Below are 25,079 nucleotides of genomic sequence, written 5' to 3' on the forward strand. Positions count from 1 at the left end.
CATGGGAGACCTGGCAGACCTTGAGAGGGTGTTCTCGGACATGGCTCCGCCCGTGGGGAGCGCATGGAGAATTGTTGGGAAACGCAAACGGAGATATCCTCCGGTTTCAGGAACAACAATACGGAGACGCTCTCCGGTTAGCAAGTGGGATCGAGAGGGGCTTGGGAGCATGGCCGCCGAGACCGAGGCACAGGGGCCGGAAGCGCACGGCGCACGCGACCGCGGAGAGACGGCGCACCCTCGCCGTCCCATGCGCGCGGACGCCCGCCGCAACTACGAGCGGCTGGTCGAGGTCGCCACCGAGTCGTTCCTCGCCAACGGCGCCAACGCGTCACTCGACGACATCGCCAAGCGCGCCGGTGTCGGCCCCGGCACCCTCTACCGGCACTTCCCCACCCGCCAGGACCTCTTCGACGCGGTCGCCGCGCGCTGGTCCGAGTCCGTCGGGGCGGAGGCGGAGACCTTCCTCCACGCCGAGGACCCCGGCATGGCCCTGCACGAGTGGCTGGTCAAGCTGATCGCGCAGATCGGCGAGTTCCGCGGTCTGGCCGCAGCGCTGCTGCTGACCGACAACCGCAAGCACGAGACGGTCGGGGTGCTGGGCGAGACGCTGGAACAACTGCTGGCCCGGGCCCAGGCGAGCGGCCAGGTCCGGACGGACGTGGAGGCCCACGAGGTCATGCAGCTGGCCAGCGGCGTCAGCTACACGTGCAGCGCGGCCAAGACGATGAAGAAGCGCACCAGCAGCCCGGACCGCCTGGTCGGCCTGATCATGGACGGGCTGCGCGCGGAGTAGCTCAGCCCTCCGAAGCCCCGTCCCGCCCGGCCTCGTCGCGCCCGGCCCCGTCCTGCCCTGCGCCGTCGCGGCGTCCCAGCGCGGCGACCGCCGCGGCCAGCGCCAGCGTCGCCTCCACCTGCGCCACCTGGACGTGGTACTCGCGGGTGTGCGACAGGCTCGACGCACGCGACTCCGCGATCGCGCGGACGGCCAGTTCCTCGTGGTGCTCGAAGTCCGCCATGCCGCTGATCATAGGACGACCACCGAGGGCCGTGACCGTCCGGCAGGTCCGGTGGCCTTAGGATCACTGCCCATGGCTCGGATTGTCGTCATCGGCGCAGGAATGGGCGGAATGGCCGCCGCCGCACGGCTGGCGACCGTCGGCCACACCGTCGTCCTCTGCGAGGCCGCACCGACGCACGGCGGCATGGTCGGCAGCTTCGAGCGCGAGGGCTTCCGCTTCGACACCGGCCCGACCCTGCTCACCCTGCCCGCCGTCTACCGGGACCTGATGCTCAAGACCGGGCGCACCCGGCTGGAGGACGAGGTCGAGCTGCGCCCGGTCGACCCCGGCAGCGTCCACGTCCTGCCCGACGGCGCCCGGCTCGCGCTCGCCAACGCCTCGCTGGCCAAGGTCGAGAGCGCCCTCACCACCGCCCTCGGCGACGGCGCGGGCGCCCGGTGGGGCGGCATGCTGGGGCGCGGACGCGCGGTCTGGGAGGCGACGCGCCGCCCGCTGCTGGAGGAGCCGCTGCCGGACCACCCCGCCGTGCTCCACCGCGACCCCTACGTCCCCGAGCGGCGCGGCCTGCTCGCCCGCCCGCCGCGCACCCTCGCCGACGTCGGCCGCCGCGAACTGCGCGACCCCCGGCTGACCGCGCTCCTCGACGAGTACGCGCTCCGCTTCGGCCTCGACCCGGAGCGCGCCCCGGCCGCGCTGACCTGGCTGCCCTACCTGGAGCAGAGCTTCGGCGTCTGGTACGTCACCGGCGGCATGCGCGCGCTCGCCGACGCCGTGCTGGAACGCTGCCGCGCCCGCCGCGTCGACCTCCGCTTCGGCACGCCCGTGCGGAAGGTGCTGGTCGAGAAGGGTACGAACGGCGCGGACGGTGCAGGCGGCCAGCGGGTGACCGGCGTGCTGCTGGCCGACGGGACCGAGCTGGACGCGGACGTCGTCGTCGACAACCGGCCGCCGCAGGCCTCGGCCGCCAGGAACCCGCGCCTGCCCGGCCGGTTCACGCTGCTCCTCGCGCTCCGTGGCGCACGCCCGACGGACGTGCCCCACCGCACCGTCGTCCACGCGCCCGACCGGGCCGACGAACTCGACGCGCTCTTCGGCCCCGTCCCCAGCCTCTGCGACCGGCCCACGCTTCAGTTGCTGCGCCCCGACGACGCGACGCTCGCCCCCGAGGGCCACGAGACGGCGACGCTCACCGTCACCGTGCCACCGCACGGCACGCTCGACTGGACCGACCCGCAGCGGGTCTCGGCCTACGCGGACGCCGTCCTCGCCCACGCGGTCGCCTCGGTCCCGGAGGCTGCCGACCTCGCCGACCGGCTGCTCTGGCGCCACGCCCGCACCCCGGCCGACACGGCGGCGGAGACCGGCGCACCCGGCGGCTCCGTCCCGCCTCCGTCGCTGCCCGGCGCGGGTGGCGCGTTCCTGGCGCCCGGCAACGCGGACCCCCGGACGGGCCTCTTCCACGTCGGCGGCGCCGCCCACCCGGGCGGCGGGCTGGCCCGCGTCGGCATGTCGGCGACGGTCGTCGCCGGCCTCGTCGGGACGCCCTGACCGGACGTCAGCCCTCAGCCCTGGTGGTGTTCTCCGGGGTAGGGGTACGTGTACTCCGGCTGCTGCGGGTACGCGGCCGGTTCGGCGGAGTAGTCCGGGTACTGCGGGGCGACGGGCTGCGGCTGGTACTGCGCGTACGGGTCCGGCGTGTAGCCCGCGTAGTTCCCGTAGTCGACGGCGGGCTGGGCGTACTCGCCGGGCTGCGTGTACCCGCCGTACTGGTCGTACTGCGGCTGCGGCTGCTCGTACTGCTGCTGCCCGTAGTCCGGGTACGTCTGCTGCTGCTCCTGCGGGGCGTACTGCACGTACTGCTCGTACTGGCCGCTCTGCCCGTAAGACGCGTCCGCGTACGCCTGCTGCTGCGTCGGGTCCGCGGCGGCCGTGTACCCGTCGTACTGCGCGTACGCGGGGGCGTACTCGGGGGTGTACTCCGGCGCGTACTCCCCGTACGGCACCGGCTGCTCGGGCGCGTAGGCGTACTGCTCGTCGCCGGGGCCGAAGTAGACGCTGTCCTCGGCCGTCGCCACCACCGGTTCACCGCCGGGCACGCCCGGCTCGCCGCTCGGCAGCGGTTCGACGTCCTCGATCGGGCCGACCTCGCCCACCACCACCGGCTGCGAGAACTCCGCCCCGGCATCGCCGCCCGCGCCACCGCCGCCGAAGAGCCGTCCGACGACCGGGACCTGCTCGGGCTGCACCAGCACCCAGTACGGCCCGCCGCCCGCCTTGACCGCGCGCGAGGCCAGGAACTGCCCGGCGCCGAAGCCCAGCACGCCCGCGCCGATCAGCGGCAGCGAGCCGGCGACCACTCCGCCGACCAGTGCCAGGAACCCGAGCAGCGCGACGCCGCGCCAGGGCAGCGGCGCACGGCGCTGCAGCAGCAACTCGCCCACCAACCACAGGGCGACCACCGCGAACGCGGCATACAACGCGGTCAGGCCCACGGCTTCTCCCACCGTCTCTCCCGCCCCTGCGGACGGGTGGAGCCACCGTACCGGTTAAAGGTGAGACCAGCGTCAACAAACCTGTCAGGCGTGCGGGGTCAGCCCGAGGTTCTGGTAGATCTCGGAGGTCACGTTCGAGAAGTTCATCGTCATGAAGTGCAGCCCCGGGGTTCCCTCGTCGAGCAGGCGGCGGCACATGTCCGTCGCGTACTCGATGCCGATCGCGCGCACCGCCGCCGGGTCGTCCTCGTGCGCGAGCATCCGCTCGGACAGCTGCGGCGGGAACCACGCGGTGCTCAGCGTCGGGATCCGGCGCAGCGAACGGACGCTGGTGACCGGCATGATCTCCGGAATGATCGGCACCTCGCACCCGGCCGCGGCGACCCGGTCGCGGAACCGCAGGTAGAAGTCGACGTCGAAGAACATCTGGGTGAGCGCGTAGTCCGCGCCCGCGCGCACCTTGGCGACGAAGTGGCGGATGTCGTCGTCCCAGTTGTCCGACCGCGGATGCCGCTCGGGGAAGGCCGCGACGCCGACGCAGAAGTCGCCCGACTCCCTGATCAGCTCGACGAGTTCGGACGCGTAGTTGACGCCCTGCGGGTGCGGCACCCACTCGCCCAGCGGGTCGCCCGGCGGGTCGCCGCGCAGCGCCAGCACGTTGCGGACGCCCTGGTCCGCGTAGTGGCCCAGGATGTTGCGCAGCTCCGCCACGGTGTGGTCGACCGCGGTCAGGTGGGCGACCGGGGTCAGCGTGGTCTCGGCGGCGATCCGGCCGGTGATGTTGATCGTGCGGCCCCGGGTCGAGCCGCCGGCACCGTAGGTGACGCAGACGAACGTCGGCGACAGCGCCTCCAGCCGGCGGATCGCCTTCCACAGACCGGCCTCGGCCTCCGGCGTCCGCGGCGGCATGAACTCGAACGAGTAGGACTTGGCCCCGGACGCCAACAGGTCACGGATGGAGACCGCGCGGTCAGGGCGGGTGCTGGGAGTTCCGAGAGCCATACCCGTAGGTTATCCACCCTTCGGACAAGCAGTGGGACAGTTGTCCATCTGTTGGGACACCTGCGTGGACACCCAGGTGAGCGCCGAGGAGGCGCACGGACGCGCTGCGGACGCACGACCGGCGCGCTGCTCGTACCCCGCTCGGACGTCCGGAGCCACCGGCGCGTTACGCTTTTGGTCCCCGTACCGCTCGGAGTCCCCGGTGTCAATCACTTCGTCCGTCCCCTCGCCGACGTCCGTCGGCAACCCTGTGGACGAGGAGTGGCTGCGGGAGCGGGTCGACCAGGCGCTCTGCGACTTCGTCGGCGACCAGGAGCGGACCCTGCTGGCGATCTCGCCGCAGCTCTCCCCCGTCTGCACCACCGTCCGGGACTTCGTCACCGGCGGCGGCAAGCGCCTGCGCGCCGCCTTCTGCTACTGGGGCTGGCGCGGCGCGGGCGGCTCCCCCGACGAGCCCGGCGCGGTGGCCGCCGCGGCGGCCCTGGAGCTGCTGCAGGCGAGCGCCCTCGTCCACGACGACCTGATGGACCGCAGCGACACCCGCCGCGGCCTCCCCTCCGTCCACCGCCGCTTCGAGGCGCTCCACGACGCGGAGGGCTGGCGCGGCGACGCCGGGCAGTACGGCGGCGCGACGGCGATCCTGGTCGGCGACCTGCTGCTGGTCTGGTGCGACGCGCTCTTCGGCGACTCCGGACTGCCGAGGGACGCCGTGCGGCGCGCGAAGCCGCTCTTCGACCTGATGCGGACCGAGGTGATGGCGGGTCAGTACCTCGACATGCTCGAACCCGCCGCCGCCTGGACCGAGCCGACGCCGCCGGTGGAGCGGGCCCGCACGGTGATCCACTACAAGTCCGCGAAGTACACGGTGCAGCGCCCCCTCCAGATCGGCGGCCTGCTCGCGGACGCCCCGGCCGAACTGGTCGCCGCGTACGAGTCGTTCGGCCTCCCCCTGGGCGAGGCGTTCCAGCTCCGCGACGACCTGCTCGGCGTCTACGGCGACCCGGCGGTCACCGGAAAGCCCGCCGGGGACGACCTCCGCGAGGGCAAGCGCACCCTGCTCATCGCCGAGGCGAGCGCCGCGCTGGGCGCGGCGGACGCGCGCTTCCTCGACGACCACCTCGGCGCGCCCGGCCTCGACGCGACCGGCGTCGAACGCCTCCGCGACCTGGTCACCCGCTCCGGCGCGCCCGCGCGCGTGGAGGCGCGGATCGCTGCGCTCCGCGCCGACGCTCTGACGGCGCTGGCGGCCGCGCCCATCGCGGATCCCACCGCCCGCGCCGTCCTCCACCGCCTCACCGACGCGGCAACGGCGCGCAGGCACTAACAGGGGCGCGGGGAACTGCGCGAGCAACCACCCTGTGCGGATGGCCCTGCGCGTTGAGGACCGTCCGCATGCCCGTGGCTTGTCGCGCAGTTCCCCGCGCCCCTGAAGAGTTGCAACTGCACGCAGCAGCAAAGGCTGGGCACGTTGCGCCCACGCGGCGGAGCCGCCAGCCGACCGTCAGTCCCGTTCGCGTACCCGCCGCGCGAGCGACTGCGCTGCCGCGAACGGGTCCGCGGACGCGGTCAGCGCGCGGACGACGACGATGCGGCGGGCGCCCGCGTCCAGGACCTGGTCGAGGGTGGACTCGTCGATGCCGCCGATGGCGAACCACGGGCGGTCCGTGGTCTGCTTCGCCGCGTACTCGACCAGGCCGAGGCCCGGGGCGTAGCGGCCCGGCTTCGTCGGGGTGGGCCAGACCGGGCCGGTGCAGAAGTAGTCGATGCCGGGCTCGGTCAGCGCGGTGTCGACCTCAGACTCGGCGTGGCAGGAGCGCCCGATGACGATGTCGTCGCCGAGGATCTCGCGGGCGATCCGCACCGGGAGGTCGTCCTGGCCCAGGTGCAGCACGTCCGGGCGGGCGCCGAAGGCGACGTCCGCGCGGTCGTTGACCGACAGCAGCTTGCCGTGGCGCTCGCACGCCGCCGCGAAGACCTCCAGGGCTTCCAGCTCCTGCTTCGCCTCCAGGCCCTTGTCACGGAGCTGGACGATGTCGACGCCACCGGCCAGCACCGCGTCGAGGAACTCCGCAAGGTCGCCCTGCTCACGCCGGGCGTCCGTGCAGAGGTAGAGCCGGGCGTCGGCCAGCGCTTCCCGTGCGGAACGGCCCGTGCTCACAGAGCCATCGCCTGGGCCCGGCGCTTGACCTCCGTGCCGCGGTTCTCGTTCAGGGCCTGGGCGGGGGTGCCGGGGAGGGTCGGGTCATCGGTGAAGAGCCACTCCAGGGCCTCCTCCTTGGTGAACCCGCAGTCCTTCAGCACGGTCAGCGTGCCGACGATGCCCTTGACCGGCCCGTCCTCACCGACGAACGCGGCCGGGATCTGCAGGGCGTTGTTCTCGCCGCGGCGGACCGCCAGGAGCGTGCCGTCGCTGACCATGTTGCGGACCTTGGTGACCTCGATGCCCCACTTCTCCGAGATGTCGGGGAGGTAGAGCCAGGCCGGAATCAACGCGTCGATCTTCGGATCAATCTCACTCACGTCAACAGACTGCCATCTCCGCAGCCCGGAGCGCACACCCACGGCCTCAGGAATCGTCGGAACGGCCCTCCTGCCCGCCTTCGCGCCCGCCCTCCTGACCGCCTTCGTGCTCGCTGCGTGCCTCCAGCCGGGCGAACCGTTCGTTGAGCTGGCGCACCTCCGACAGCAGTGTGCGGAACTGCTCGAGCTGGTGCTGCCGCTCCGCCGCCGCCGCGACCTGGTCGTCCTCACGGCGGGAGAGCTGGACCAGCCAGCTGGAGATCGAGGCGGTGACCAGACTCAGCGTCGCCACGCCGGTGATCATCATGATCGAGGCGACGATCTTCCCCATCGTGGTGACCGGCACGTAGTCGCCGTAGCCGACGGTGGCTGCGGTGACGATGGCCCACCAGAGCGAGTCACCGTAGGTGAGGATGTTCGCGCCGGGCGCGTTCCGCTCGGCGAGCCACTCCCCGTAGGCGCCGACGATCAGCACCATGACGAAGGCCGCGCCGGTGTAGGAGGCGGTCTTGATGTTTCGGTTGCGCCGGATGCCACGGGCCATGACGGCGAAGACGCCGAAGCCGCGCAGCACCCCGAGCGGCCGGAACATCGGCAGCGCGATCAGCACGATGTCCAGCAGGTGCTCGAAGAAGAACCGTTTCCGCTTCTGGGCCAGGATCAGCTTGACGGTGTAGTCGGCGCAGAAGAGCGCCCAGATCACACTGTCCGCCACCAAGACAGCGAGCTTGCTGTCCCGACTGAGCTCACTGTCCAGGACGGGCAACAGCATCAACACCAGGAAGATGCACCCGAGCACCAGCAACGGCACGGCCGTCGCCCGCCGCCAGCGTTCGAAGCGCTCCCCCTGGTAGGTGAGCCCTTTGACGTGCTCCGGCGCGCCGGGCTGCGGAGCGGAGGGCCCTGGCGTCGGTTCTGACGGCGGCTCTGTCGGCTCCGGCAGCTGCGGCCCTGACGAACGGTCGAACATATGGGGCAAACCCTATGTTCTCGACCTCGGTCCAGCACGGCGATCTCAGTCCAGTACGGCGATGCCCTCCAGCTCGACCAGCGCCGGGGCGTCCCAGAGGCGGACGATCCCGATCAGCGCCATCGCCGGGTACTCGCGCCCGGCCCGGGCCCGCCAGATGTGGCCGATCTCGGCGGCGTGCGCGCGGTACTCCTCCGGGTCGGTCGTGTAGACCGTCAGCCGGGCCAGGTGCTCCGGGCCGCCGCCCGCCGCCGTCAGCGCGGTGAGCAGGTTGGCGAGCGCCTGGTCGAACTGCTCCACGATGTCCTTGCCGACGATCGCGCCGTGCTCGTCCAGCGCCGTCTGGCCGGCCAGGAAGACCAGCGTGCCGCCGGTCGCGGTGACGGCGTGGCTGAAGCCGCTGGCCGGGGCCAGCTCGGGCGGGTTGATCCGATGCAGCGTCATGACTGGACTCCTCCTCCGTCGACGGTGACAGCCTGGCCGTTGAGGGCCTCCTGATCCAGCAGCAGCCGGACCACGGCGGCGACCTCCTCCGGACGGATCAGCCGCCCGATCGGCTGCATCCGGGCCAGCGCGGCGCGGGCCTCGTCCTCGGTACGGCCGGTGCGGGCGACGATCGCGGCGACCGTCGCGTCGGTCATCGGCGTGTCCACGTAGCCGGGGCAGACGGCGTTGACGGTCACCCCGCTCCCGGCCAGCTCCGCCGCGGCCGAGCGGACCAGTCCCAGCACGCCGTGCTTGGCGGCGGTGTAGGCGGCGATGTACGGCGCGCCGACCTTGGCCGCCGTCGAGGCGACCACCACGACCCGACCCCACCCCGCCGCCCGCATCGGCGGCAGCGCGCGGCGCAGGCAGCGGAACGGCGCGGTCAGGTTCAGCGCGAGCTGGGCCTCCCACAGCTCGTCCGTCGTCTCGGTCAGCTTCGCCGACGCCCCCGCACCGGCCGCGCAGACCAGCACCTCGGCCGGACCCCACTCCGCCTCGACCCGCCCGAAGAGCTCGTCGGCCGCGCCGGGCGCGGTCACGTCCAGGGGGACGGTCAGCACCGGGCCCGGCAGCGCCTTGGCCGCGTGCTCCAGCGCCTCCGCGTCCCGGGCGGCGAGGACGACGCGGTGACCGGCAGCGGAGAGGTCGGCGGCGACGGCCGCACCGATGCCCCGGCTGCCGCCGGTGACGACCGCGATCCGGTTGATCCGATCGGCGCTCATGCGTAGAGCTCCCTGGCGATGATCGACAGCTGCACCTCGGACGCGCCCTCGTAGATCCGGGGTGCGCGGACCTCGCGGTAGAGCTGCTCCAGCAGGTGGCCGCGTTGCAGCGCCCGCGCGCCGTGGATCTGGACCGCCGAGTCGACGACGTACTGCGCCGCCTCGGTGGCGAACAGCTTGGCCATCGCGGCGCGTGCGGTCGGGCCGTCCAGGCCGGTGACGCGCGCGCCGTCTCCGCCGCCCTCCGCCTGCTGCGCGTCGTAGGCGCTCGCGGCGGAGAGGACCAGTAGCCGGGCGGCCTCGGTGCGGGTGGCCATCTCGGCGAGCCGGTGGCCGACCGCCTGGAGGTCGCGCAGCGGACCGCCGAAGGCCTGGCGGCTGCCCGCGTGCGCGACGGCCGCGTCCAGCGCGGCCTGGGCCATGCCGACGGCGAAGGCGCCGACGCTGGGCCGGAACAGGTCGAGCGTGCGCATCGCCACCCGGAAGCCGCGACCGACCTCGCCGAGCACGTCCTCCGGACCGACCGGGACGCCGTCGAAGAGGAGACGACCGATGGGGTGCGGCGAGATCATGTCCAGCCGCTCGCCGGTCAGCCCCGGACGGTCCGCCGGGACCAGGAACGCGGTGACGCCCCGCGCGCCGGACTCCGGGCCGGTGCGGGCGAAGACCGTGTAGAAGTCGGCCTCGGGGGCGTTGGAGATCCAGCACTTCTCGCCGTGCAGCAGCCAGCCGCCCGCGCCCTGGCCGTCCTGCGGTTCCGCAGCGAGCGCCAGCTCGCCCGCGTCCGAGCCCGCGCCCGGCTCGGAGAGCGCGAACGCGGCGACCGCGCGTCCTGCCGCGACCTCCGGCAGCCAGCGCGCGATCTGCGCTTCGGTGCCGCTCTGCAGCACCGGGTAGGCGCCGAGCCCCTGGAGCGCGAGGGCGGTCTCCGCCTCGGTGCAGACCTGCGCGAGCGACTCGCGCAGCAGGCAGAGGTCCAGTGCGGCGGCCTGCCGCAGGCCGCCGTCGGCGCCGGCCGCCGAACCGATGCCCGGGAAGAGCCGGGCGAGCAGGCCGAGCCGTCCCATCTCCTCCAGCAGCGGGCGGTTCACGCGTCCCGCATCGCCTCCCGCCTCGCCCTCGGCCGCCTCGGCCGCGCCGTGCGCGAGCGGCAGCAGCCGCTCGGCGGCGACCGACCGCACCCAGGCGCAGTACTCGCGCTGGCCCTTGTCCAGCGCGAACGCCGTCGTCGTCATCGCGCGCTCCCTCCTGACCGGGTCACCCCTCACCCCATTCATATCGCGGATGGTTGACTGCCGTCACCAACGCGCTAGCCTGAATCCGGATCGAGCCACCCGGCCCACCCGGTCCCAGTCGAGGTTCAAGGTGAGGGGGAACCACCCGCCATGCACCTGCTCCCCTCCGCGCACGTCGACACCTTCGCGCGCGACCATCTCCCGCCCGCCGACGAGTGGCCGGAGCTGCACTTCGACCTGCCGGAGCTGCACTATCCCGACCGGCTCAACTGCGGCGCGGAACTGCTCGACGCCACGATCGCCGCGCTCGGCCCCGACCGGCCCTGCCTGCGCACCGAGGACGGCGAGGTCTGGAGCTACGGCGAGCTGCGTGCCCGCACCGACCGGATCGCCCGCGTCCTGACCGAGGACCTCGGCGTCGTGCCGGGCAACCGGGTGCTGCTGCGTGGCACCACCACACCCTGGCTGGTGGCCTGCTGGCTGGCCGTCATGAAGGCGGGCGCGGTCGCCGTCACGGTCCTGGCCGCGCAGCGGCGTACCGAGCTGGCGACGATGGTCGAGATCGCCCAGGTCAGCCACGCGCTCTGCGACGCCCGCGCGCTGGAGGAGTTGGCGGCCGTGGGCGCGGCGGGGCTCCGGATCACCCCCTACGGCGGCGACGGCCCCGACGACCTGCTGACGCTGGCCGCCGCACAGCCGGACACGCCTTTCCCGGCCGTCGCCACCTCCGCCGACGACGTCGCGCTGATCGCCTTCACCTCCGGCACCACAGGGCGTCCCAAGGGCTGCATGCACTTCCACCGGGACGTGCTGGCCATCGCCGACACCTTCTCCGCGCACGTGCTGCGGCCCGAGCCCGACGACGTCTTCGCCGGAACGCCGCCGCTGGGCTTCACCTTCGGGCTCGGCGGGCTGGTGATCTTCCCGATGCGGGTCGGGGCCTCGGCGCTGCTGCTGGAGCAGCCGTCGCCGAAGACGCTCCCCGCCGCGATCGCACGCCATCGGGTCAGCGTCCTGTTCACCGCGCCGACGGCCTACCGCGCGCTGCTGGACGGGGCGGACTCCGGCTCCGGCGCCGCCGACCTCTCGTCGCTGCGCCGCTGCGTCTCCGCCGGGGAGAACCTGCCCGCCGCGACCTGGCAGGCCTGGTACGACCGGACCGGGCTGCCGCTGATCAACGGCATCGGGGCGACGGAGATGCTGCACATCTTCATCTCCGCCGCCGACGGGGACGCCCGACCCGGCGTCACCGGTGTGGCCGTGCCCGGCTTCCGCGCCCATGTGGTCGACCCGGCGACCGGCGCGGAGGTGCCCGACGGCACCCCCGGCCTGCTGGCCGTCCAGGGCCCGACCGGCTGCCGCTACCTGGACGACCCGCGTCAGCACGCCTACGTGCGCGACGGCTGGAACCTGACCGGCGACACCTACGTGCGCGACGCGGAGGGCCGGTTCCGCTACCAGGCCCGCGCCGACGACATGATCATCTCGGCGGGCTACAACATCGCCGGCCCCGAGGTCGAGGAGGCCCTGCTGCGCCACCCCGACGTGCGGGAGGCGGCCGTCATCGGCGTCCCGGACGAGCAGCGCGGTCAGATAGTGAAGGCCTTCGTGGTGCTGGCGGAGGGCGTCCCCGCCGACGAGGGCACGGTCAAGGCGTTGCAGGACTTCGTGAAGTCCACCATCAGCGCCTACAAGTACCCCCGCGCCGTCGAGTTCCGCGAGGCGCTGCCACGCACCCCCACCGGCAAGCTCCAGCGGTTCCGCCTGCGCGGACCCGATCTCTAGATCTCTAAAGTGACCGTATGACGACTGACGACGACACCGGGTCCGCGCGCGAGCACACGCCGGGCTCGCTGCTCGTCACCTTCTTCGGCGCGCACGGCCGCGACCTCGGCGGCTGGATCGCCGTCGGCGACCTGATCCGCCTGCTGGCCGCGGTGGGCGTGGACGCGCAGGCCGTGCGGTCCGCGGTCTCGCGGCTGAAGCGGCGCGGGTTCCTGGTGCCGGAGCCGCTGGGCGGCGTCGCCGGATACGCGTTGTCGGAGTCGGCGAGCGAGCTGCTGGCCGACGGGGACCGCCGGATCTACGCCTCGCGCGCCTCACGGCTCGCCGACGGCTGGGTGCTTGCACTGTTCTCCGTCCCGGAGAGCGAGCGCCAGAAGCGCCACCTGCTGCGCTCGCGTCTGGCCCGACTCGGGTACGGGACGGCTGCGCCGGGCGTCTGGGTCGCACCCGCGCACCTCTTCGAGGAGACGCGGCACGTGCTGACGCGGCTGAAGCTCGCGGAGTACACGGACCTGTTCCGCGCGGAGCATCTGGCTTTCGAGCCGACGCGGGAGGCCGTCGCACGGTGGTGGGATCTCCCCGCTCTGGCGCGGTGCCACGAGGAGTTCCTGGAGGTCCACGAGCCGGTGCTGACGCGGTGGAACCGGCGACGGGGGGCGGTGTCGCTGCCGGAGGCGTTCGCGGATCACCTGCGGGCGGTGGATAGTTGGCGGCGACTGCCGTATCTGGATCCGGGGTTGCCGATGGAACTGCTCCCGGCGGGGTGGCCGGGGCAGCGCGCTGCACGAGTGTTCCAAGAGCTCGATGCTCGACTCCGTGATGCTTCTCGCGATTTCGTACGGGAAACGATCGGCAACGGGTGAGGTTGCAAACATCCAGGGGCGCGGGGAACTGCGCGATCAACCACTGATATGCGGATGGCCCTGCGCGTTCGGTGCTCTACCTGCGTGGGTGGCTTGTCGCGCAGTTCCCCGCGCCGAGTTGCAACGTCCCCTTGTCTAAAGCCTCCGGCCAGTCTGCGGACGCCGACGGCCCGCTGCGTACTGGATCGGCCACTGCACACCTGCACCGCTCCACTCCTGCTCCGCCGCCGCGTGCAACGTCCACGCCGGGTCGTAAAGGTGCGGGCGCCCCAGGGCGACCAGGTCCGCGCGGCCGGCCAGCAGCAGGGAGTTGACGTCGTCCCAGGACGACACCGCGCCCACGGCCAGCACCGGCACGCCGACCTGGTTGCGGATCGCGTCCGCGAAGGGGGTCTGGTACGAGCGGCCGAACGCGGGCCGCTCCTCCGAGACGACCTGGCCGGTGGAGACGTCGACCGCGTCGACACCGTGGTCGGCGAAGGCGCGGGCGATGGTGACCGCGTCCGCGACGTCGTTGCCGCCCGTCGCCCAGTCCGTGGCGGAGACGCGGACCGTCATCGGCCGGTCCTCCGGCCAGACCGCGCGCATCGCGTCGAAGACGCGCAGCGGCCAGCGCAGCCGTGCCTCGACCGAGCCGCCGAACTCGTCGGTCCTGCGGTTGGTCAACGGCGAGAGGAACGACGACAGCAGATAGCCGTGCGCACAGTGCAGTTCGAGCAGGTCGAACCCCGCCTCCGCGCCGCGCCGTGCTGAGTCGACAAAGCGATGAAGAATCTCTTCCAGCTGATCGTGCGTCAACTCCGCCGGGACCTGGCTCACCCCCGCCCGGTACGGCAGGGCCGACGGGCCGACGACCGGCCAGGACTGCTCCGGCTCCAGCGGGTCGTCCATGCCCTCCCACATCAGCCGGGTCGCGCCCTTGCGGCCCGCGTGGCCCAGCTGGAGACCGATCGCCGCGCCGCTGCGCTCGTGCACGAAGTCGACGATCCGCGTCCAACTCGCCTGCTGCTCGTCGCTCCAGAGGCCGGTGCAGCCCAGCGTGATCCGGGCGTCCGGGGCGACGCAGACCATCTCCGTCATCACCAGCCCGGCCCCGCCCAGGGCCCGCGAGCCGAGGTGGACCAGGTGGAAGTCGCCGGGGACGCCGTCCTGCGCGGAGTACATGTCCATCGGTGAGACCACGACGCGGTTGCGCAGCGTCAGTTCGCGCAGCCGGAACGGGGTGAACATCGGCGGAGTGCCGGCCTCGGCGAACTCGGCCTCCAGCGAGGTGACGTAGCCGGGGTCGCGGAGCCGAAGGTTGTCGTAGGTGATCCGGCGGCTGCGGGTGAGGAGGTTGAAGCCCAACTGCCAGTCGGGCTGGTCCAGGTACTGCTCCAGGTTCTCGAACCACTCCAGGCTGGCCTGCGCCGCGCGCTGGGTGGACTCGACGACCGGCCGCCGCTCCTTCTCGTACGCGGCCAGCGCCTCCTCGACCGGCCGCCCGACCCGCTCCGCGCCCCGCAGGCTCTCGGCCAGCGCCAGCGCGTCCTCCATGGCCAGCTTCGTCCCCGACCCGATGGAGAAGTGCGCCGTGTGCGCGGCGTCGCCGAGCAGGACCACGTTGCCGTCGTGCCAGACGGCGTTGCGGACGGTGGTGAAGGCGATCCACCGCGAGTCGTTGCCGCGCAGCGCGTGGCCCTGGAGCAGCTCGGCGAAGTACTTCTCACAGGCCGCGATGGACTGCTGCTCGTCCAGGCCGTCCAGCCCGGCCCGGCGCCAGACGTCCTCGCGCATCTCGACGATGACGGTGCTGCCCTCGTCCGAGTACGGGTAGCCGTGCAGCTGCATCACGCCGTGCTCGGTGCGCAGCACCTGGAACTGGAAGGCGCCGAAGACCAGGTCGGTGCCGAGCCAGATGTAGCGGCAGCGCCGGGCGTCCAGCCGGGGGCGGAAGACGTCCTCGGCGGCCGTCCTGGTGCGGGAGCGGACGCCGTCGGCGGCGACGACCAGGTCATGGCTGCGGGCCAGCTCGGCGGCCGGCGGGGCCTCGGTGCGGAAGCGCAGGTCGACGCCGAGGTCACGGCAGCGCTGCTGGAGCACGTCGAGCAGGCGGCGACGGCTGGTCGCGGCGAATCCGTGGCCGCCGGAGGTGACCACCTGGCCGCTGGGCAGGTGGACGTCGATGTCGTCCCAGCGGGCGAACCCGGACGCCAGGTCGGCGTAGAGGGCCGGGTCGGCGTCCTCGATGCCGCCGAGGGTCTCGTCCGACAGGACGACGCCGAAGCCGAAGGTGTCACCCGGGGCGTTGCGCTCCCAGACGGTCACCTCGTGCGCCGGGTCCTGCTGCTTGACCAACGACGCGAAGTAGAGCCCACCGGGCCCGCCCCCGATCACCGCGATCCGCACGGCCGCCTCCCTGCTTCGGCTTGTACTGCTTCTCTGGCCATCGTAACGAGAACGCTATGAGCTGTCAGCGGCCCCGCATCAGGAGCCCCCGCGTCAGCGCCCCTGCCACTTGGGCGGGCGCTTGCCGGTGAACGCGGCGTGGAACTCGGCGTAGTCCGCGCTCTTCATCAGCAGCGCCTGGGTCATCGCCTCCAGCTCGACGGAGGCGGCCAGGCTCATGTCGAGCTCCTGGGTGAGCAGCGCCTTGGTCTGCGCCAGCGCGAAGGCGGGGCCCTCGGCCAGGCGTCGGGCGAGCGCGGAGGCGGCGGCGTCCAGCTCCTCGTCGTCGACCAGCTCGCTGACCAGGCCGTACCGGTCGGCGGTCGCGGAGTCGATGGTGTCGCCGAGCATCAGCAGCTTGGTGGCGTGGCCGAGCCCGACGAGCCGGGGCAGCAGGTAGGCCGCACCCATGTCCGCACCCGCCAGGCCGACCTTGGTGAACAGGAAGGCGAACCGGGCGGACCTGGCGACCACCCGGAAGTCGGCCGCCAGCGCCAGCACCGAGCCCGCGCCGGCGGCGATCCCGTGGATGGCGGCGACGATCGGCACCGGGCACTCGCGCATGGCGCGGACCACCTGGCCGGTCATCCGGGTGAAGTCGAGCAGCTCGTCGGGCCGCATCGCCAGGGTCGCGCCGATGATCTCGTTGACGTCGCCGCCGGAGCAGAACGCCCGGCCCTCGCCGCGCAGCAGGATCGCCCGGGTGTCGCCGCGCTGCGGGATCTCGGCCAGCAGGTCACGCAGGTCGGCATAGGACTCGAAGGTCAGCGCGTTGAGCTTGTCCGGGCGGTCGAGAGTGACGGTGAGCATGCCCGACTCGTCGCGGCTGAGCCGGAAGTGGCGCCACTCCTCGGTGAACGGGACGGATCCTCGGAACGGGCTCATCTGGGTGGCCTCCCCGTGCGGTGAATCGCCGCTGTGCGACGGTCGTCACGAACACGATATGACCATCCGGCGGCCGCGCGGAACACCCCGTCCGCCCGCCCCGCCGGGGCCCGCGCGGACGGGTCGGGCATACTGCTGGTGACTGTGCACACGAAGGACGTGCGCGCGAAGGAGTTCGAGGAGCCCTGAGCATGCGTTATGCGCTGATCGCCGTGGTCGTGGCTGGCGTCTGCGTCCTGGAGTGGACCACCTCGCCGACGACGCTCGCCGCGCTGGCCGTCGTGCTCCCGACGATCGGCCTGGTCCCGTTCGCCGTCCTGGCCGGTCGCCCCCTCGGCGACGAGGACGCCGCACCCGGCAACCGCCGGGTGGTCTGAACCCTCCCGCGTCCGCGCAGCGTCCGGCGTCCCGGGTCTCAGGCGACGGCGGACCTGAGCGGCACCGCCGCGTCCGCCGCCTTGGCGAGGTCGAGCACCGCGCCCGACTCGACCAGCTTCCGCCCCTGCGCCAGATCGCGCGGACGGTCCACGGTGAAGACCGCGACCAGTCGTCCGTCGCGCACCCACAGCACCGTGTCGTCGCCGCGCGCGATCTGCTCGTCGTCGCCGCCCCAGACGCCCGCGACCTGCACCATCCGCCCGAACTGCTCGGACCAGAAGTACGGCACGGGGTTGTAGAGGCTCTCCCCGCCCAGCAGGTTGGCAGCCACCACGCGAGCGCCCTGCATGGCGTTGTCCCAGTGATGGACCGTCAGCCGTCGTCCGTAGCGCCGGGACGGGAAAGAGGCGCAGTCGCCGACCGCGAAGACGTCCGCCACGCCGCCGGCCCGCAGCCGCTCGTCCGCGGCGACCGCGCCACGGTCGTCCAGGGCCACGCCGGACCCGTCAAGCCAGCCGGTGTCCGGGCGGGCGCCGATGCCGACCACGACCGCGTCGGCCTCGATCTCCTGCCCGTCGGTCAGGTGCACCGCTCCCGGCGACCCCGGGCCGCCCGGCAGGATGCCGCTCACGGCCGCGCCGGTCAGCAGGCGGACGCCCGCCTGCTCGTACCAGGCGCGGGTGCGCTCGCCCAGCTCGGTCGGCAGCGCGCCGGCCAGCGGGGAGGGCGCGGCCTCGACGACGGTGACCTCGCAGCCCAGTTGCCGGGCGACGGTCGCCGCTTCCGCGCCGATCCAGCCCGCGCCGACCACGGCGACGCGCGCGCCTGGCGTGAGCGCGGCCTTGAGCGCGACCGCGTCGTCCTGGGTGCGCAGCAGGAAGGCCGAGTCCGGCTGTCCCGGCAGCGCGATCGGGGCCGCGCCGGTGGCCAGCACCAGCTGGTCGTAGGAGAGGTCGCCCGCGTCGGTGCGCAGCTGATGCCCGTCGGCGTCGAGGGAGAGCGCGCGACGGCCCAGCGCCAGCTCGATGCCGAGCTCCGCGTAGTCGATCTCGAAGCGGGAGTCGGCGGCCTTGCCCAGCAGCACGTCCTTGGAGAGCGGCGGCCGGTCGTAGGGCGGGTGCGGCTCGGCTCCGAGCAGGGTCAACCCGTCCGTGTACCCCTGCTGGCGCAGGGCCACCGCGGTCTGCACGCCGGCCATCCCGGCCCCGACGATCACTACAGCCATTGCGCCACTGTATAGAGTGAAGCGTGAAGTAGACACGGGAGCCCGGAGCACCGGGCTGAGAGGGAGGCTGGGGCGCCTCCGACCGTCCGAACCTGATCCGGGTCATGCCGGCGAAGGGAGTGCAGGAACAGTGACGCGCGAGCATGCCGATCGAACGACCGACATCGGCACAGACATCCGCACCGACGTCCTGGTCGTGGGCGGCGGGATCATCGGGCTGGCCGTGGCCTGGCGGACGGCGCAGCGCGGCCTCTCCGTCACGGTGCTCGACCCCGACCCCGGCCACGGTGCGAACCAGGTCGCTGCGGGGATGCTGGCCCCGGTGACCGAGCTCCAGTACGGCGAGGAGCCGCTGCTGCGGCTCGGCATCGCTTCCAACACCCGCTACGCCGACTTCGTCGCCGAGCTGACCGAGGCAAGCGGCGGCCTTTCCACCGGCTACCGCCGCTGCGGCACCCTGGCCGTCGCCCTCGACGCCGACGACCGGGCCGAGCTGCGCGAGGTGCACGCCTTCCAGCAGCGGCTGGGCCTGACCACCGAGTGGCTGACCGGCCGCGAGTGCCGTCGGCTGGAGCCGATGCTCGCCCCTGACGTGCGCGGCGGAACGCTGGTCGCCGAGGACCACCAAGTCGACGGCCGCCGCCTCGGCGCGGCCCTGGTCGCCGCGTGCGAGCGCGCGGGGGTCACGCTGCACCGGTCCCGCGCGGCAACGCTCGCGGTGACCGGGGACCGGGCCGCAGGCGCGGTCGCCGAGGACGGCACCCGAATCGCCGCCGGACGGACCGTCCTGGCCGCCGGGAGCTGGTCCGGCGAGCTGCCCGGCCTGCCGCCGGAGGCGCGGCTGCCGGTGCGGCCGGTCAAGGGCCAGGTGCTGCGGCTGCGGATGGAGACCGTCCAGGGCCCGCTGCCGATGCCTTTCCTGTCCCGCAACGTCCGTGCCGTGGTGCGCGGCTGCCACATCTACGTCGTCCCGCGCGAGAACGGCGAACTCGTCCTCGGCGCGACCAGCGAGGAGCAGGGCTTCGACACCACCGTCACCGCGGGCGGCGTGTACGAGCTGCTGCGCGACGCCCGCGAGCTGCTGCCCGGCATCACCGAGCTGCCGCTCGCCGAGACCAACGCCGGGCTGCGGCCCGGCACCCCCGACAACGCACCGCTGCTCGGCCCGACCGCGCTGCCCGACCTGATCGCGGCGACCGGCCACTACCGCAACGGCGTGCTGCTGACCCCGGTCACCGGCGACGCGATCGCCGAGCTGCTGACCACCGGCAGCCTGCCGCCCGAGGCCGCGCCCTTCACCCCCGAGCGCTTCGCCGCTCACCGTCCTGTGCTGGAGACCTCCCGATGACCGCCGCACCGCTCGGCATGCCCGCCCAGATCCGACTGACCGTCAACGGCGAACCCCGCGAGGTGACGTCGGGGACGACACTCGCCGAGGTCGTGGCCCAGCTCAGCGCCGCGCCGAGCGGCGTCGCCGCCGCCGTCAACGAGGCCGTGGTGCCGCGCAGCGCCTGGAGCGCGACGACGCTGGCCGACGCCGACCGGGTCGAGATCCTCACCGCAGTCCAGGGAGGCTGACACCGTCATGGCTGACGACCTGCTCACCATCGCCGACCGCTCCTTCTCCTCCCGGCTGATCATGGGCACCGGCGGCGCGCCCAGCCTGGAGGTGCTGGAGAACGCCCTGCGCCTCTCCGGGACCGAGCTCACCACCGTGGCGATGCGCCGGATCAACCCGTCCGCGCGCGGCTCGGTGCTGGAGGTGCTCCAGCGCTGCGGCATCGACGTGCTGCCCAACACCGCCGGCTGCTTCACCGCCGGGGAGGCGGTGCTGACCGCCCGTCTGGCCCGCGAGGCGCTGGGCACCAACTGGGTCAAGCTGGAGGTGGTCGCCGACGAGCGCACCCTGCTCCCCGACCCGGTCGAACTGCTGGACGCCGCAGAGACCTTGGTCGACGACGGCTTCGTGGTCCTCCCCTACACCAACGACGACCCGGTGCTGGCCCGCAAGCTGGAGGACGTCGGCTGCGCCGCCGTCATGCCGCTGGGCTCGCCGATCGGCTCGGGGCTGGGCATCCGCAACCCGCACAACTTCCAGCTGATCGTCGAGCAGGCGGGCGTCCCGGTGGTGCTCGACGCGGGCGCGGGCACCGCGTCGGACGCGGCGTTCGCGATGGAGCTCGGCTGCGCGGCTGTGATGCTGGCCACTGCGGTGACCCGGGCCCAGGAGCCCGCGCTGATGGCCGAGGCGATGCGCAAGGCGGTCGAGTCGGGACGGCTTGCCTACCGGGCGGGCCGGATCCCGAAGCGGTTCCATGCCGAGGCGTCCTCCCCCATGGCGGGCCGGATGGCGGGCGGTGCGTCCTTCGACCCGGAGGCTCCCGCGTTCTGATCGGCACGGTGTACGGACCGGTTCGTCACCACCGTGTCCTGGGACGCTCACTTTTCAGCGACGGACCGGTCGCCCGTGCGGAGCCGCGCACCCCTGCCCCGTACACTCCGTGGGATGGACGCAACGCTGCAGGACCCCCTTCTCGGGCGCATGCTCGACGGCCGGTACCGGGTCGAGCAGCGCGTCGCCGTCGGCGGGATGGCCACCGTCTACCGGGGTGTGGACGTAAGGCTCGACCGGGTCGTCGCCCTGAAGGTGATGCATCCAGGCTTCGCCGCCGACCCCGACTTCGTCCAGCGGTTCATCCGCGAGGCCAAGGCCGTCGCCCGGCTCTCCCACCCGAACGTCGTCGGCGTCTACGACCAGGGCGAGGACCACACGTCGGTCCCGCCCGCGGTCTTTCTGGCGATGGAGTTCGTGCCCGGCTGGACCCTGCGCGACCTGCTGCGGGACCGCGGCGCACTGAGCCCGCGCACCACGCTGGACATCCTGGAGCCCGTGCTGGCCGCGCTCGGCGCCGCGCACCGGGCCGGTCTGGTGCACCGCGACGTCAAGCCGGAGAACGTGCTGCTGACCGAGGACGGCCGGGTCAAGGTCGCCGACTTCGGCCTGGTCCGCGCGGTCAACGGCCAGACCGCGGCCACCACGCAGCAGGTGATGGGCACCGTCTCCTACCTCGCGCCCGAGCAGATCGAGAGCGGCGCGGCCGACCCGCGCAGCGACGTCTACGCCTGCGGCGTGATGCTCTACGAAATGCTGACCGGCTCCAAGCCGCACACCGGCGAGAGCCCGATGCAGGTGATCTTCCAGCACCTGAGCGTCGACGTGCCGCCGCCGTCCGCTCTGGTCCCGGGCCTGGCGCCGCAGCTCGACGCCATAACGCGGGCGGCGACGGCACGCGACGCGTCCGGGCGTCCCGCCGACGCGGTCGAGCTGCTGGCCGAACTCCAGCGCGCCCGACGCGAGATGACGCCCGCTCAGCTGGACGCCGAACCCCCCGCCGGACACGCCGCCGCGACCGGTCTCGGCGTCGGCCCAGGTGCTGACGTCTCGTCGGCGACCGCCCTGCTTCCGCCGCCCGTCGAGCGGACCTCCGTGATGGACCCGGCGATGCTGCGGGAGCTTCCGGCGGACCTGGTGATGCCGCGCCGCGAGCGGCCCGAGCCGCCTCCGGTCGCGCTGACCCGCCGTCAGCGCGGCGTCCGGCGTCCGCGCTGGGTGCTGCCCGCCGGCGTGGTCGTGGTCCTCGCGCTGCTGGTGGCCGGGTTGACCTGGGCGCTCAACGGCGGGCTCTACACGCGGATGCCGAGTGTGCTGCGGGTGCCGCAGGCGCAGGCGGTGCAGACGCTGGAGCACGACGGCTTCACCGTCTCGCTCACCCAGGACTTCAGCGGCAGCGTCCCCAAGGGCACCGTGATCAGCACGAATCCCGGTCCCGGCGCGCGTGTTCGCAAGGATGCCGACGTGTCCGTCGACGTCTCCAAGGGCCCGCAGCGGCCGACCGTCCCGTCGGTGGCGGGCAAGTCCGTCGCGGACGCGACGGCCGCGCTGCAGCAGGCGGGGCTGGCGGTCTCGGGCCAGCAACAGCAGCAGACCAGCTCGACCGTCCCGGCGGGCGCGGTGATCGGCACCAGCCCGGCGGCGGGCCAGCAGGTCGCGCCGCAGACCGTGGTCACCCTGGTCGTCAGCAGCGGCGCCCAGCCGGTGCCGCTGCCGGACGTGACCGGCGAGACCCTGGACCAGGCCACCTCGGACCTGCAGTCCGCCGGGTTCCAGGTCGCGCTGAACCCCACCCAGATCTACTCCGACCAGGACGCCGGCACGGTCGCCCAGATGAACCCGCCCGCCGGTCAGGCAGCACAGGGCGCGACCATCACGCTGACGATGTCCAAGGGCCAGCAGCAGGTGACCGTCCCCGACGTCACCGGGATGACCGAGAAGGACGCGACGAAGGCGCTCAAGCAGGCCGGGTTCAAGGTCCGCTCGCTCGGCTTCACGCTGTTCGGCAGCACGACCGTCCGCAGCGAGACCCCGGGCGGCAACAGCCAGGCCGCCATGGGCAGCACCGTCACCATCTGGCTCTACTGAAGACGACTTGTCCATGGAACACACAGCAACGTCAGCCGAGGTGAGCGCAACCGAGGTGACCACCTGGCACCTGGCCCAGTCCTCGCCCGACGCGCTCCCCGCCACGCCGGTGCCCGCGCCTGCGGGGCTGGACCTGACCGTGGTCCGGGCCGAGCTGATCGGCCCTGAGTTCGCCCGGTTCCTCTACACCGCCGTCGGCGGGGCGTGGCACTGGACCGACCGCCTCGGCTGGGACTACCGGCAGTGGGCCGACTGGCTGGCCAAGGACGGCGTGGAGACCTGGGTGGCCTGGGTCTCCGGCACGCCGGCCGGCTACGTCCAGCTGGAGCCGCACCGGGAGGACCGAGCGGGCGAGGTCGAGGTGGCCTACTTCGGCCTGCTGCCCGCGTTCATCGGGCAGGGCCTCGGCGGCCATCTGCTCGACCTCGGGCTGCGCCGCGCCTGGGACCTGGCGGACCGTCACCTCGCGCTGCCGCCCACCCGGCAGGTCGCCGTCCACACCTGCTCCCTGGACGGCCCCGCGGCGCTGGGCAACTACCAGGCCCGCGGCTTCGAGCTGGTCCGCACCGAGACGACGGTCCAGCCCGTCGGCGCGACGCCCGGCCCCTGGCCTGGGTCGGACCGTCCCGCTGCCGCACCCGTCAGCTGACGCCCCACCAGGGCTGCCGCTCGGCGTCCTCGCGGACGATCCGCCAGACCACCTCGATCCGGCCCTCGTCCGGATGACGGTCCACCTCGGTGAACCCGAGCCGCGCCGGGACCGCGCCGCTGGCGTGGTTCTCGCTGTCGTGATGGATCTCGATGCGGTCCGTACCCGCGAGCGCGAACGCGGCACTGGCCTGTGCGGCGACGGCCATGGTCACCAAACCCTGGCCGCTCCAGTCCTGGTGGATCCAGTACCCGATCTCGAACCCACCGGGCCCGATCCGGCGCATCAATGACGTCGACCCGACGGGCAGGGTGTTCGGGCCGTCCGGACCGTCGCCCATGATGGCGTAGTTGTACGCCTCGCCCGTCTGCCATCCCTGCTCCGCACCGGTCAGGTACTCGATCACGCTCTCGCGCGAGTGCTTCTCCGCCCACGGCATCCAGGGCAGCAGCCGCTCGCGTGCCTCCAACCCGATCAGGGTCAGCCGCGCGACGTCGGCCTCCACGTTCCGCCAGCGGCGGAGCACGACACGGTCATGGCGCAGGATCTCGGCAGGGTGTTCCATGCGCCGATCCTTCCGGCGCTGCCACGCGCAGGCAAGCGGATAACCGCTTCTGCCGAGGTCAGAGCTCCGGGCCGTCGCCGGGTTCCTCCTGGTAGGTGTAGCGCTGTTCGCGCCAGGGGTCGCCGAGGTTGTGGTAGCCGCGCTCCTCCCAGAAGCCGCGGCGGTCGGCGGTCATGTACTCCACGGCGCGGACCCACTTGGGCCCCTTCCACGCGTAGAGCTGCGGCACGACCAGCCGGACCGGGAAGCCGTGCTCGACCGTGAGCGGCTCGTCGTTGCGGTGGGTGGCGAGGACCGACGTGGTCGCCGCAAAGTCGGCGAGCCGGAGGTTGGAGCTGAAGCCGTACTCGGCCCAGACCATGACATGGGTGACGTCCGGGGCGGGCGGGACCAGGTCGAGCAGCGTGGAGGTGGCGATGCCGCCCCAGCGGTTGTCGAGCATGGAGAACCGGGTCACGCAGTGGAAATCGGCCACGACCTCGGTGCGCGGCAGCGTGGTGAACTGCTCGAAGGTCCAGCTGTGCTTGACGCCGTCGGCGGTGGCGCCGAAGATCTGGAACTCCCAGGAGGCGGGCTTGAACCGGGGAATCGGGCCGTAGTGGAGCACCGGCCATCCCCGCTGGAGCCGCTGCCCCGGGGGCAGTCCGTGCTGGGCCTCCAACGCTGCGGCCTGCTCGTTTTCGGACTGACCCATGGCTCAATGGTGACAGATCCAGCCAGTGGCCTGTCCCACCGGGTCAGAAGAGGTCGGCGTGCACCCGGCGTGGTGAGTGTGACCTTGCTGGATTCACGGGTGGCCGAGTGGAACCATGCCTCGAAACCGGAAGCAAACCGGACGAACCGCCAGAGACAGCCAGAGAAAGGGCGCGGCCATGCAGGGCGACCCCGAGGTCATCGAGTTCCTCAACGAGCAGCTCACCGCCGAACTGACCGCCATCAACCAGTACTTCCTGCACTACAAGATGCAGGAGAACTTCGGCTGGACGAAGCTCGCCCGGTTCACCCGCTCGGAGTCCATCGACGAGATGAAGCACGCCGAGGTGCTGACCGACCGGATCCTCTTCCTGGACGGGCTGCCCAACTACCAGCGCCTCTTCCACCTGCGGATCGGCCAGACGGTCGGGGAGATGTTCGAGGCCGACCGTCAGATCGAGGTCGAGGCCATCGACCGGCTGCGGCGCGGGATCGTGGTGATGCGCGCCAAGGGCGACGTCACCTCGGCCAACATCTTCGAGACCATCCTCGCCGACGAGGAGCACCACATCGACTACCTCGACACCCAGCTGGAACTGCTGCAGAAGCTGGGCGAGCCGCTCTACCTCGCGCAGCTGATCGAGCAGCCGGAGAGCTGATCGCGGGCTGACCAGAGCGGC

General features: G+C 72.8%; 26 protein-coding genes and 1 riboswitch. Of the genes, 12 read left to right on the plus strand and 14 right to left on the minus strand.

The features are described 5' to 3' along the window. Positions 1 to 169: 169 nt before the first annotated feature. Positions 170 to 796, plus strand: coding sequence for a TetR/AcrR family transcriptional regulator (locus I2501_RS23585; protein WP_196196167.1), 627 nt, complete (start codon positions 170 to 172; stop codon positions 794 to 796). A gap of 1 nt (position 797) precedes the next feature. On the opposite strand, the gene I2501_RS23590 is transcribed toward I2501_RS23585, so the two are convergent. Continuing rightward, positions 798 to 1,019: a hypothetical protein gene (locus tag I2501_RS23590; protein WP_196196168.1), complete on the minus strand. Its 222-nt coding sequence runs from the start codon at positions 1,017 to 1,019 to the stop codon at positions 798 to 800. Positions 1,020 to 1,091: 72 nt separating this feature from the next. Between I2501_RS23590 and I2501_RS23595 the strand changes: the two genes are divergently transcribed. Beyond that, positions 1,092 to 2,570 (plus strand): phytoene desaturase family protein, encoded by a 1,479-nt coding sequence (locus I2501_RS23595; protein ID WP_196196169.1) that lies wholly within the window; start codon positions 1,092 to 1,094, stop codon positions 2,568 to 2,570. Between the two features lie 14 nt (positions 2,571 to 2,584). Here I2501_RS23595 and I2501_RS23600 read toward each other — a convergent pair whose 3' ends face one another. Together I2501_RS23600 and metF are read right to left on the minus strand one after the other, a co-directional pair. Continuing rightward, a complete protein-coding gene (locus I2501_RS23600; protein WP_196196170.1) occupies positions 2,585 to 3,526 on the minus strand; it encodes a hypothetical protein in 942 nt (313 codons plus the stop codon). 72 nt (positions 3,527 to 3,598) lie between these two features. Further along, complete coding sequence (gene metF, locus I2501_RS23605; protein ID WP_196196171.1) at positions 3,599 to 4,516, minus strand: methylenetetrahydrofolate reductase [NAD(P)H]; 918 nt, start codon at positions 4,514 to 4,516, stop codon at positions 3,599 to 3,601. Between the two features lie 202 nt (positions 4,517 to 4,718). Here metF and I2501_RS23610 point away from each other — a divergent pair, with 202 nt between their 5' ends. Beyond that, positions 4,719 to 5,840, plus strand: coding sequence for a polyprenyl synthetase family protein (locus tag I2501_RS23610; protein ID WP_328806567.1), 1,122 nt, complete (start codon positions 4,719 to 4,721; stop codon positions 5,838 to 5,840). A 177-nt stretch (positions 5,841 to 6,017) separates the two neighbouring features. Here the strand turns inward: I2501_RS23610 and thiE are convergent, their stop codons facing one another. The 6 genes from thiE to I2501_RS23640 are packed head-to-tail and all read right to left on the minus strand — an operon-like array spanning position 6,018 to position 10,449. Further along, positions 6,018 to 6,674, minus strand: coding sequence for a thiamine phosphate synthase (thiE, locus tag I2501_RS23615; RefSeq protein WP_196196173.1), 657 nt, complete (start codon positions 6,672 to 6,674; stop codon positions 6,018 to 6,020). Continuing rightward, positions 6,671 to 7,036 (minus strand): Rv2175c family DNA-binding protein, encoded by a 366-nt coding sequence (locus I2501_RS23620; protein WP_196196174.1) that lies wholly within the window; start codon positions 7,034 to 7,036, stop codon positions 6,671 to 6,673. Before I2501_RS23620 ends, thiE begins: the two co-directional genes overlap by 4 nt. Positions 7,037 to 7,082: 46 nt before the next feature. Next, positions 7,083 to 8,006 (minus strand): ion channel, encoded by a 924-nt coding sequence (locus tag I2501_RS23625; RefSeq protein WP_196196175.1) that lies wholly within the window; start codon positions 8,004 to 8,006, stop codon positions 7,083 to 7,085. Positions 8,007 to 8,051: 45 nt separating this feature from the next. Beyond that, entirely contained in the window at positions 8,052 to 8,450 is a 399-nt protein-coding gene (locus tag I2501_RS23630; protein WP_196196176.1) for a RidA family protein, read from the minus strand. Beyond that, a complete protein-coding gene (locus I2501_RS23635; protein WP_196196177.1) occupies positions 8,447 to 9,214 on the minus strand; it encodes an SDR family NAD(P)-dependent oxidoreductase in 768 nt (255 codons plus the stop codon). Before I2501_RS23635 ends, I2501_RS23630 begins: the two co-directional genes overlap by 4 nt. Next, the gene (locus tag I2501_RS23640; RefSeq protein ID WP_196196178.1) at positions 9,211 to 10,449 is read right to left on the minus strand and encodes an acyl-CoA dehydrogenase family protein; all 1,239 of its coding nucleotides are present in this window, start codon (positions 10,447 to 10,449) and stop codon (positions 9,211 to 9,213) included. Before I2501_RS23640 ends, I2501_RS23635 begins: the two co-directional genes overlap by 4 nt. Before the next feature lie 150 nt (positions 10,450 to 10,599). On the opposite strand from I2501_RS23640, the gene I2501_RS23645 reads away from it, so the two are divergent. Both I2501_RS23645 and I2501_RS23650 read left to right on the plus strand, forming a co-directional pair. Beyond that, a complete protein-coding gene (locus tag I2501_RS23645; protein WP_196196179.1) occupies positions 10,600 to 12,234 on the plus strand; it encodes an AMP-binding protein in 1,635 nt (544 codons plus the stop codon). 17 nt (positions 12,235 to 12,251) lie between these two features. Then, positions 12,252 to 13,097, plus strand: coding sequence for a PaaX family transcriptional regulator (locus I2501_RS23650; RefSeq protein WP_196196180.1), 846 nt, complete (start codon positions 12,252 to 12,254; stop codon positions 13,095 to 13,097). Between the two features lie 135 nt (positions 13,098 to 13,232). On the opposite strand, the gene I2501_RS23655 is transcribed toward I2501_RS23650, so the two are convergent. Next, a complete protein-coding gene (locus tag I2501_RS23655; protein WP_196196181.1) occupies positions 13,233 to 15,485 on the minus strand; it encodes a bifunctional salicylyl-CoA 5-hydroxylase/oxidoreductase in 2,253 nt (750 codons plus the stop codon). A gap of 93 nt (positions 15,486 to 15,578) precedes the next feature. Continuing rightward, positions 15,579 to 16,409: an enoyl-CoA hydratase family protein gene (locus I2501_RS23660; protein ID WP_196196182.1), complete on the minus strand. Its 831-nt coding sequence runs from the start codon at positions 16,407 to 16,409 to the stop codon at positions 15,579 to 15,581. A 191-nt stretch (positions 16,410 to 16,600) separates the two neighbouring features. Here I2501_RS23660 and I2501_RS23665 point away from each other — a divergent pair, with 191 nt between their 5' ends. Further along, on the plus strand, positions 16,601 to 16,786 hold the full coding sequence (locus I2501_RS23665) for a hypothetical protein (RefSeq protein ID WP_196196183.1): 186 nt from the start codon (positions 16,601 to 16,603) through the stop codon (positions 16,784 to 16,786). A 38-nt stretch (positions 16,787 to 16,824) separates the two neighbouring features. On the opposite strand, the gene I2501_RS23670 is transcribed toward I2501_RS23665, so the two are convergent. After that, positions 16,825 to 18,012 carry an NAD(P)/FAD-dependent oxidoreductase gene (locus I2501_RS23670; RefSeq protein ID WP_196196184.1) on the minus strand — a complete coding sequence of 396 codons (1,188 nt, stop codon included), beginning with the start codon at positions 18,010 to 18,012 and terminating at the stop codon, positions 16,825 to 16,827. A gap of 24 nt (positions 18,013 to 18,036) precedes the next feature. Further along, positions 18,037 to 18,148: riboswitch (TPP riboswitch) on the plus strand. On the opposite strand from I2501_RS23670, the gene thiO reads away from it, so the two are divergent. The 5 genes from thiO (at position 18,143) to I2501_RS23695 (ending at position 23,141) form a co-directional block, all read left to right on the plus strand. Further along, positions 18,143 to 19,360, plus strand: coding sequence for a glycine oxidase ThiO (gene thiO, locus I2501_RS23675; RefSeq protein ID WP_328806568.1), 1,218 nt, complete (start codon positions 18,143 to 18,145; stop codon positions 19,358 to 19,360). Its footprint overlaps the riboswitch before it by 6 nt. After that, positions 19,357 to 19,590 carry a sulfur carrier protein ThiS gene (gene thiS, locus I2501_RS23680; RefSeq protein ID WP_236047044.1) on the plus strand — a complete coding sequence of 78 codons (234 nt, stop codon included), beginning with the start codon at positions 19,357 to 19,359 and terminating at the stop codon, positions 19,588 to 19,590. The genes thiO and thiS overlap by 4 nt, the downstream gene beginning before the upstream one ends. Before the next feature lie 7 nt (positions 19,591 to 19,597). Continuing rightward, a complete protein-coding gene (locus I2501_RS23685; protein ID WP_196196185.1) occupies positions 19,598 to 20,404 on the plus strand; it encodes a thiazole synthase in 807 nt (268 codons plus the stop codon). 114 nt (positions 20,405 to 20,518) lie between these two features. Further along, positions 20,519 to 22,492: a Stk1 family PASTA domain-containing Ser/Thr kinase gene (gene pknB, locus I2501_RS23690; protein WP_196196186.1), complete on the plus strand. Its 1,974-nt coding sequence runs from the start codon at positions 20,519 to 20,521 to the stop codon at positions 22,490 to 22,492. A gap of 40 nt (positions 22,493 to 22,532) precedes the next feature. Next, positions 22,533 to 23,141, plus strand: coding sequence for a GNAT family N-acetyltransferase (locus I2501_RS23695; RefSeq protein WP_328806570.1), 609 nt, complete (start codon positions 22,533 to 22,535; stop codon positions 23,139 to 23,141). Here the strand turns inward: I2501_RS23695 and I2501_RS23700 are convergent. Both I2501_RS23700 and I2501_RS23705 read right to left on the minus strand, forming a co-directional pair. Continuing rightward, positions 23,134 to 23,706, minus strand: coding sequence for a GNAT family N-acetyltransferase (locus tag I2501_RS23700; RefSeq protein ID WP_196196188.1), 573 nt, complete (start codon positions 23,704 to 23,706; stop codon positions 23,134 to 23,136). The two genes, I2501_RS23695 and I2501_RS23700, sit on opposite strands and share 8 nt — an antisense overlap. 58 nt (positions 23,707 to 23,764) lie before the next feature. Continuing rightward, positions 23,765 to 24,400: a sulfite oxidase-like oxidoreductase gene (locus I2501_RS23705; RefSeq protein WP_196196189.1), complete on the minus strand. Its 636-nt coding sequence runs from the start codon at positions 24,398 to 24,400 to the stop codon at positions 23,765 to 23,767. Positions 24,401 to 24,578: 178 nt separating this feature from the next. Between I2501_RS23705 and bfr the strand changes: the two genes are divergently transcribed. Continuing rightward, positions 24,579 to 25,058: a bacterioferritin gene (gene bfr / locus I2501_RS23710; protein WP_196196190.1), complete on the plus strand. Its 480-nt coding sequence runs from the start codon at positions 24,579 to 24,581 to the stop codon at positions 25,056 to 25,058. The last annotated feature ends 21 nt before the right edge of the window (positions 25,059 to 25,079 follow it).

The organism is Streptacidiphilus fuscans, from assembly GCF_015690355.1.
GTDB classification, from domain to species: domain Bacteria; phylum Actinomycetota; class Actinomycetes; order Streptomycetales; family Streptomycetaceae; genus Streptacidiphilus; species Streptacidiphilus fuscans.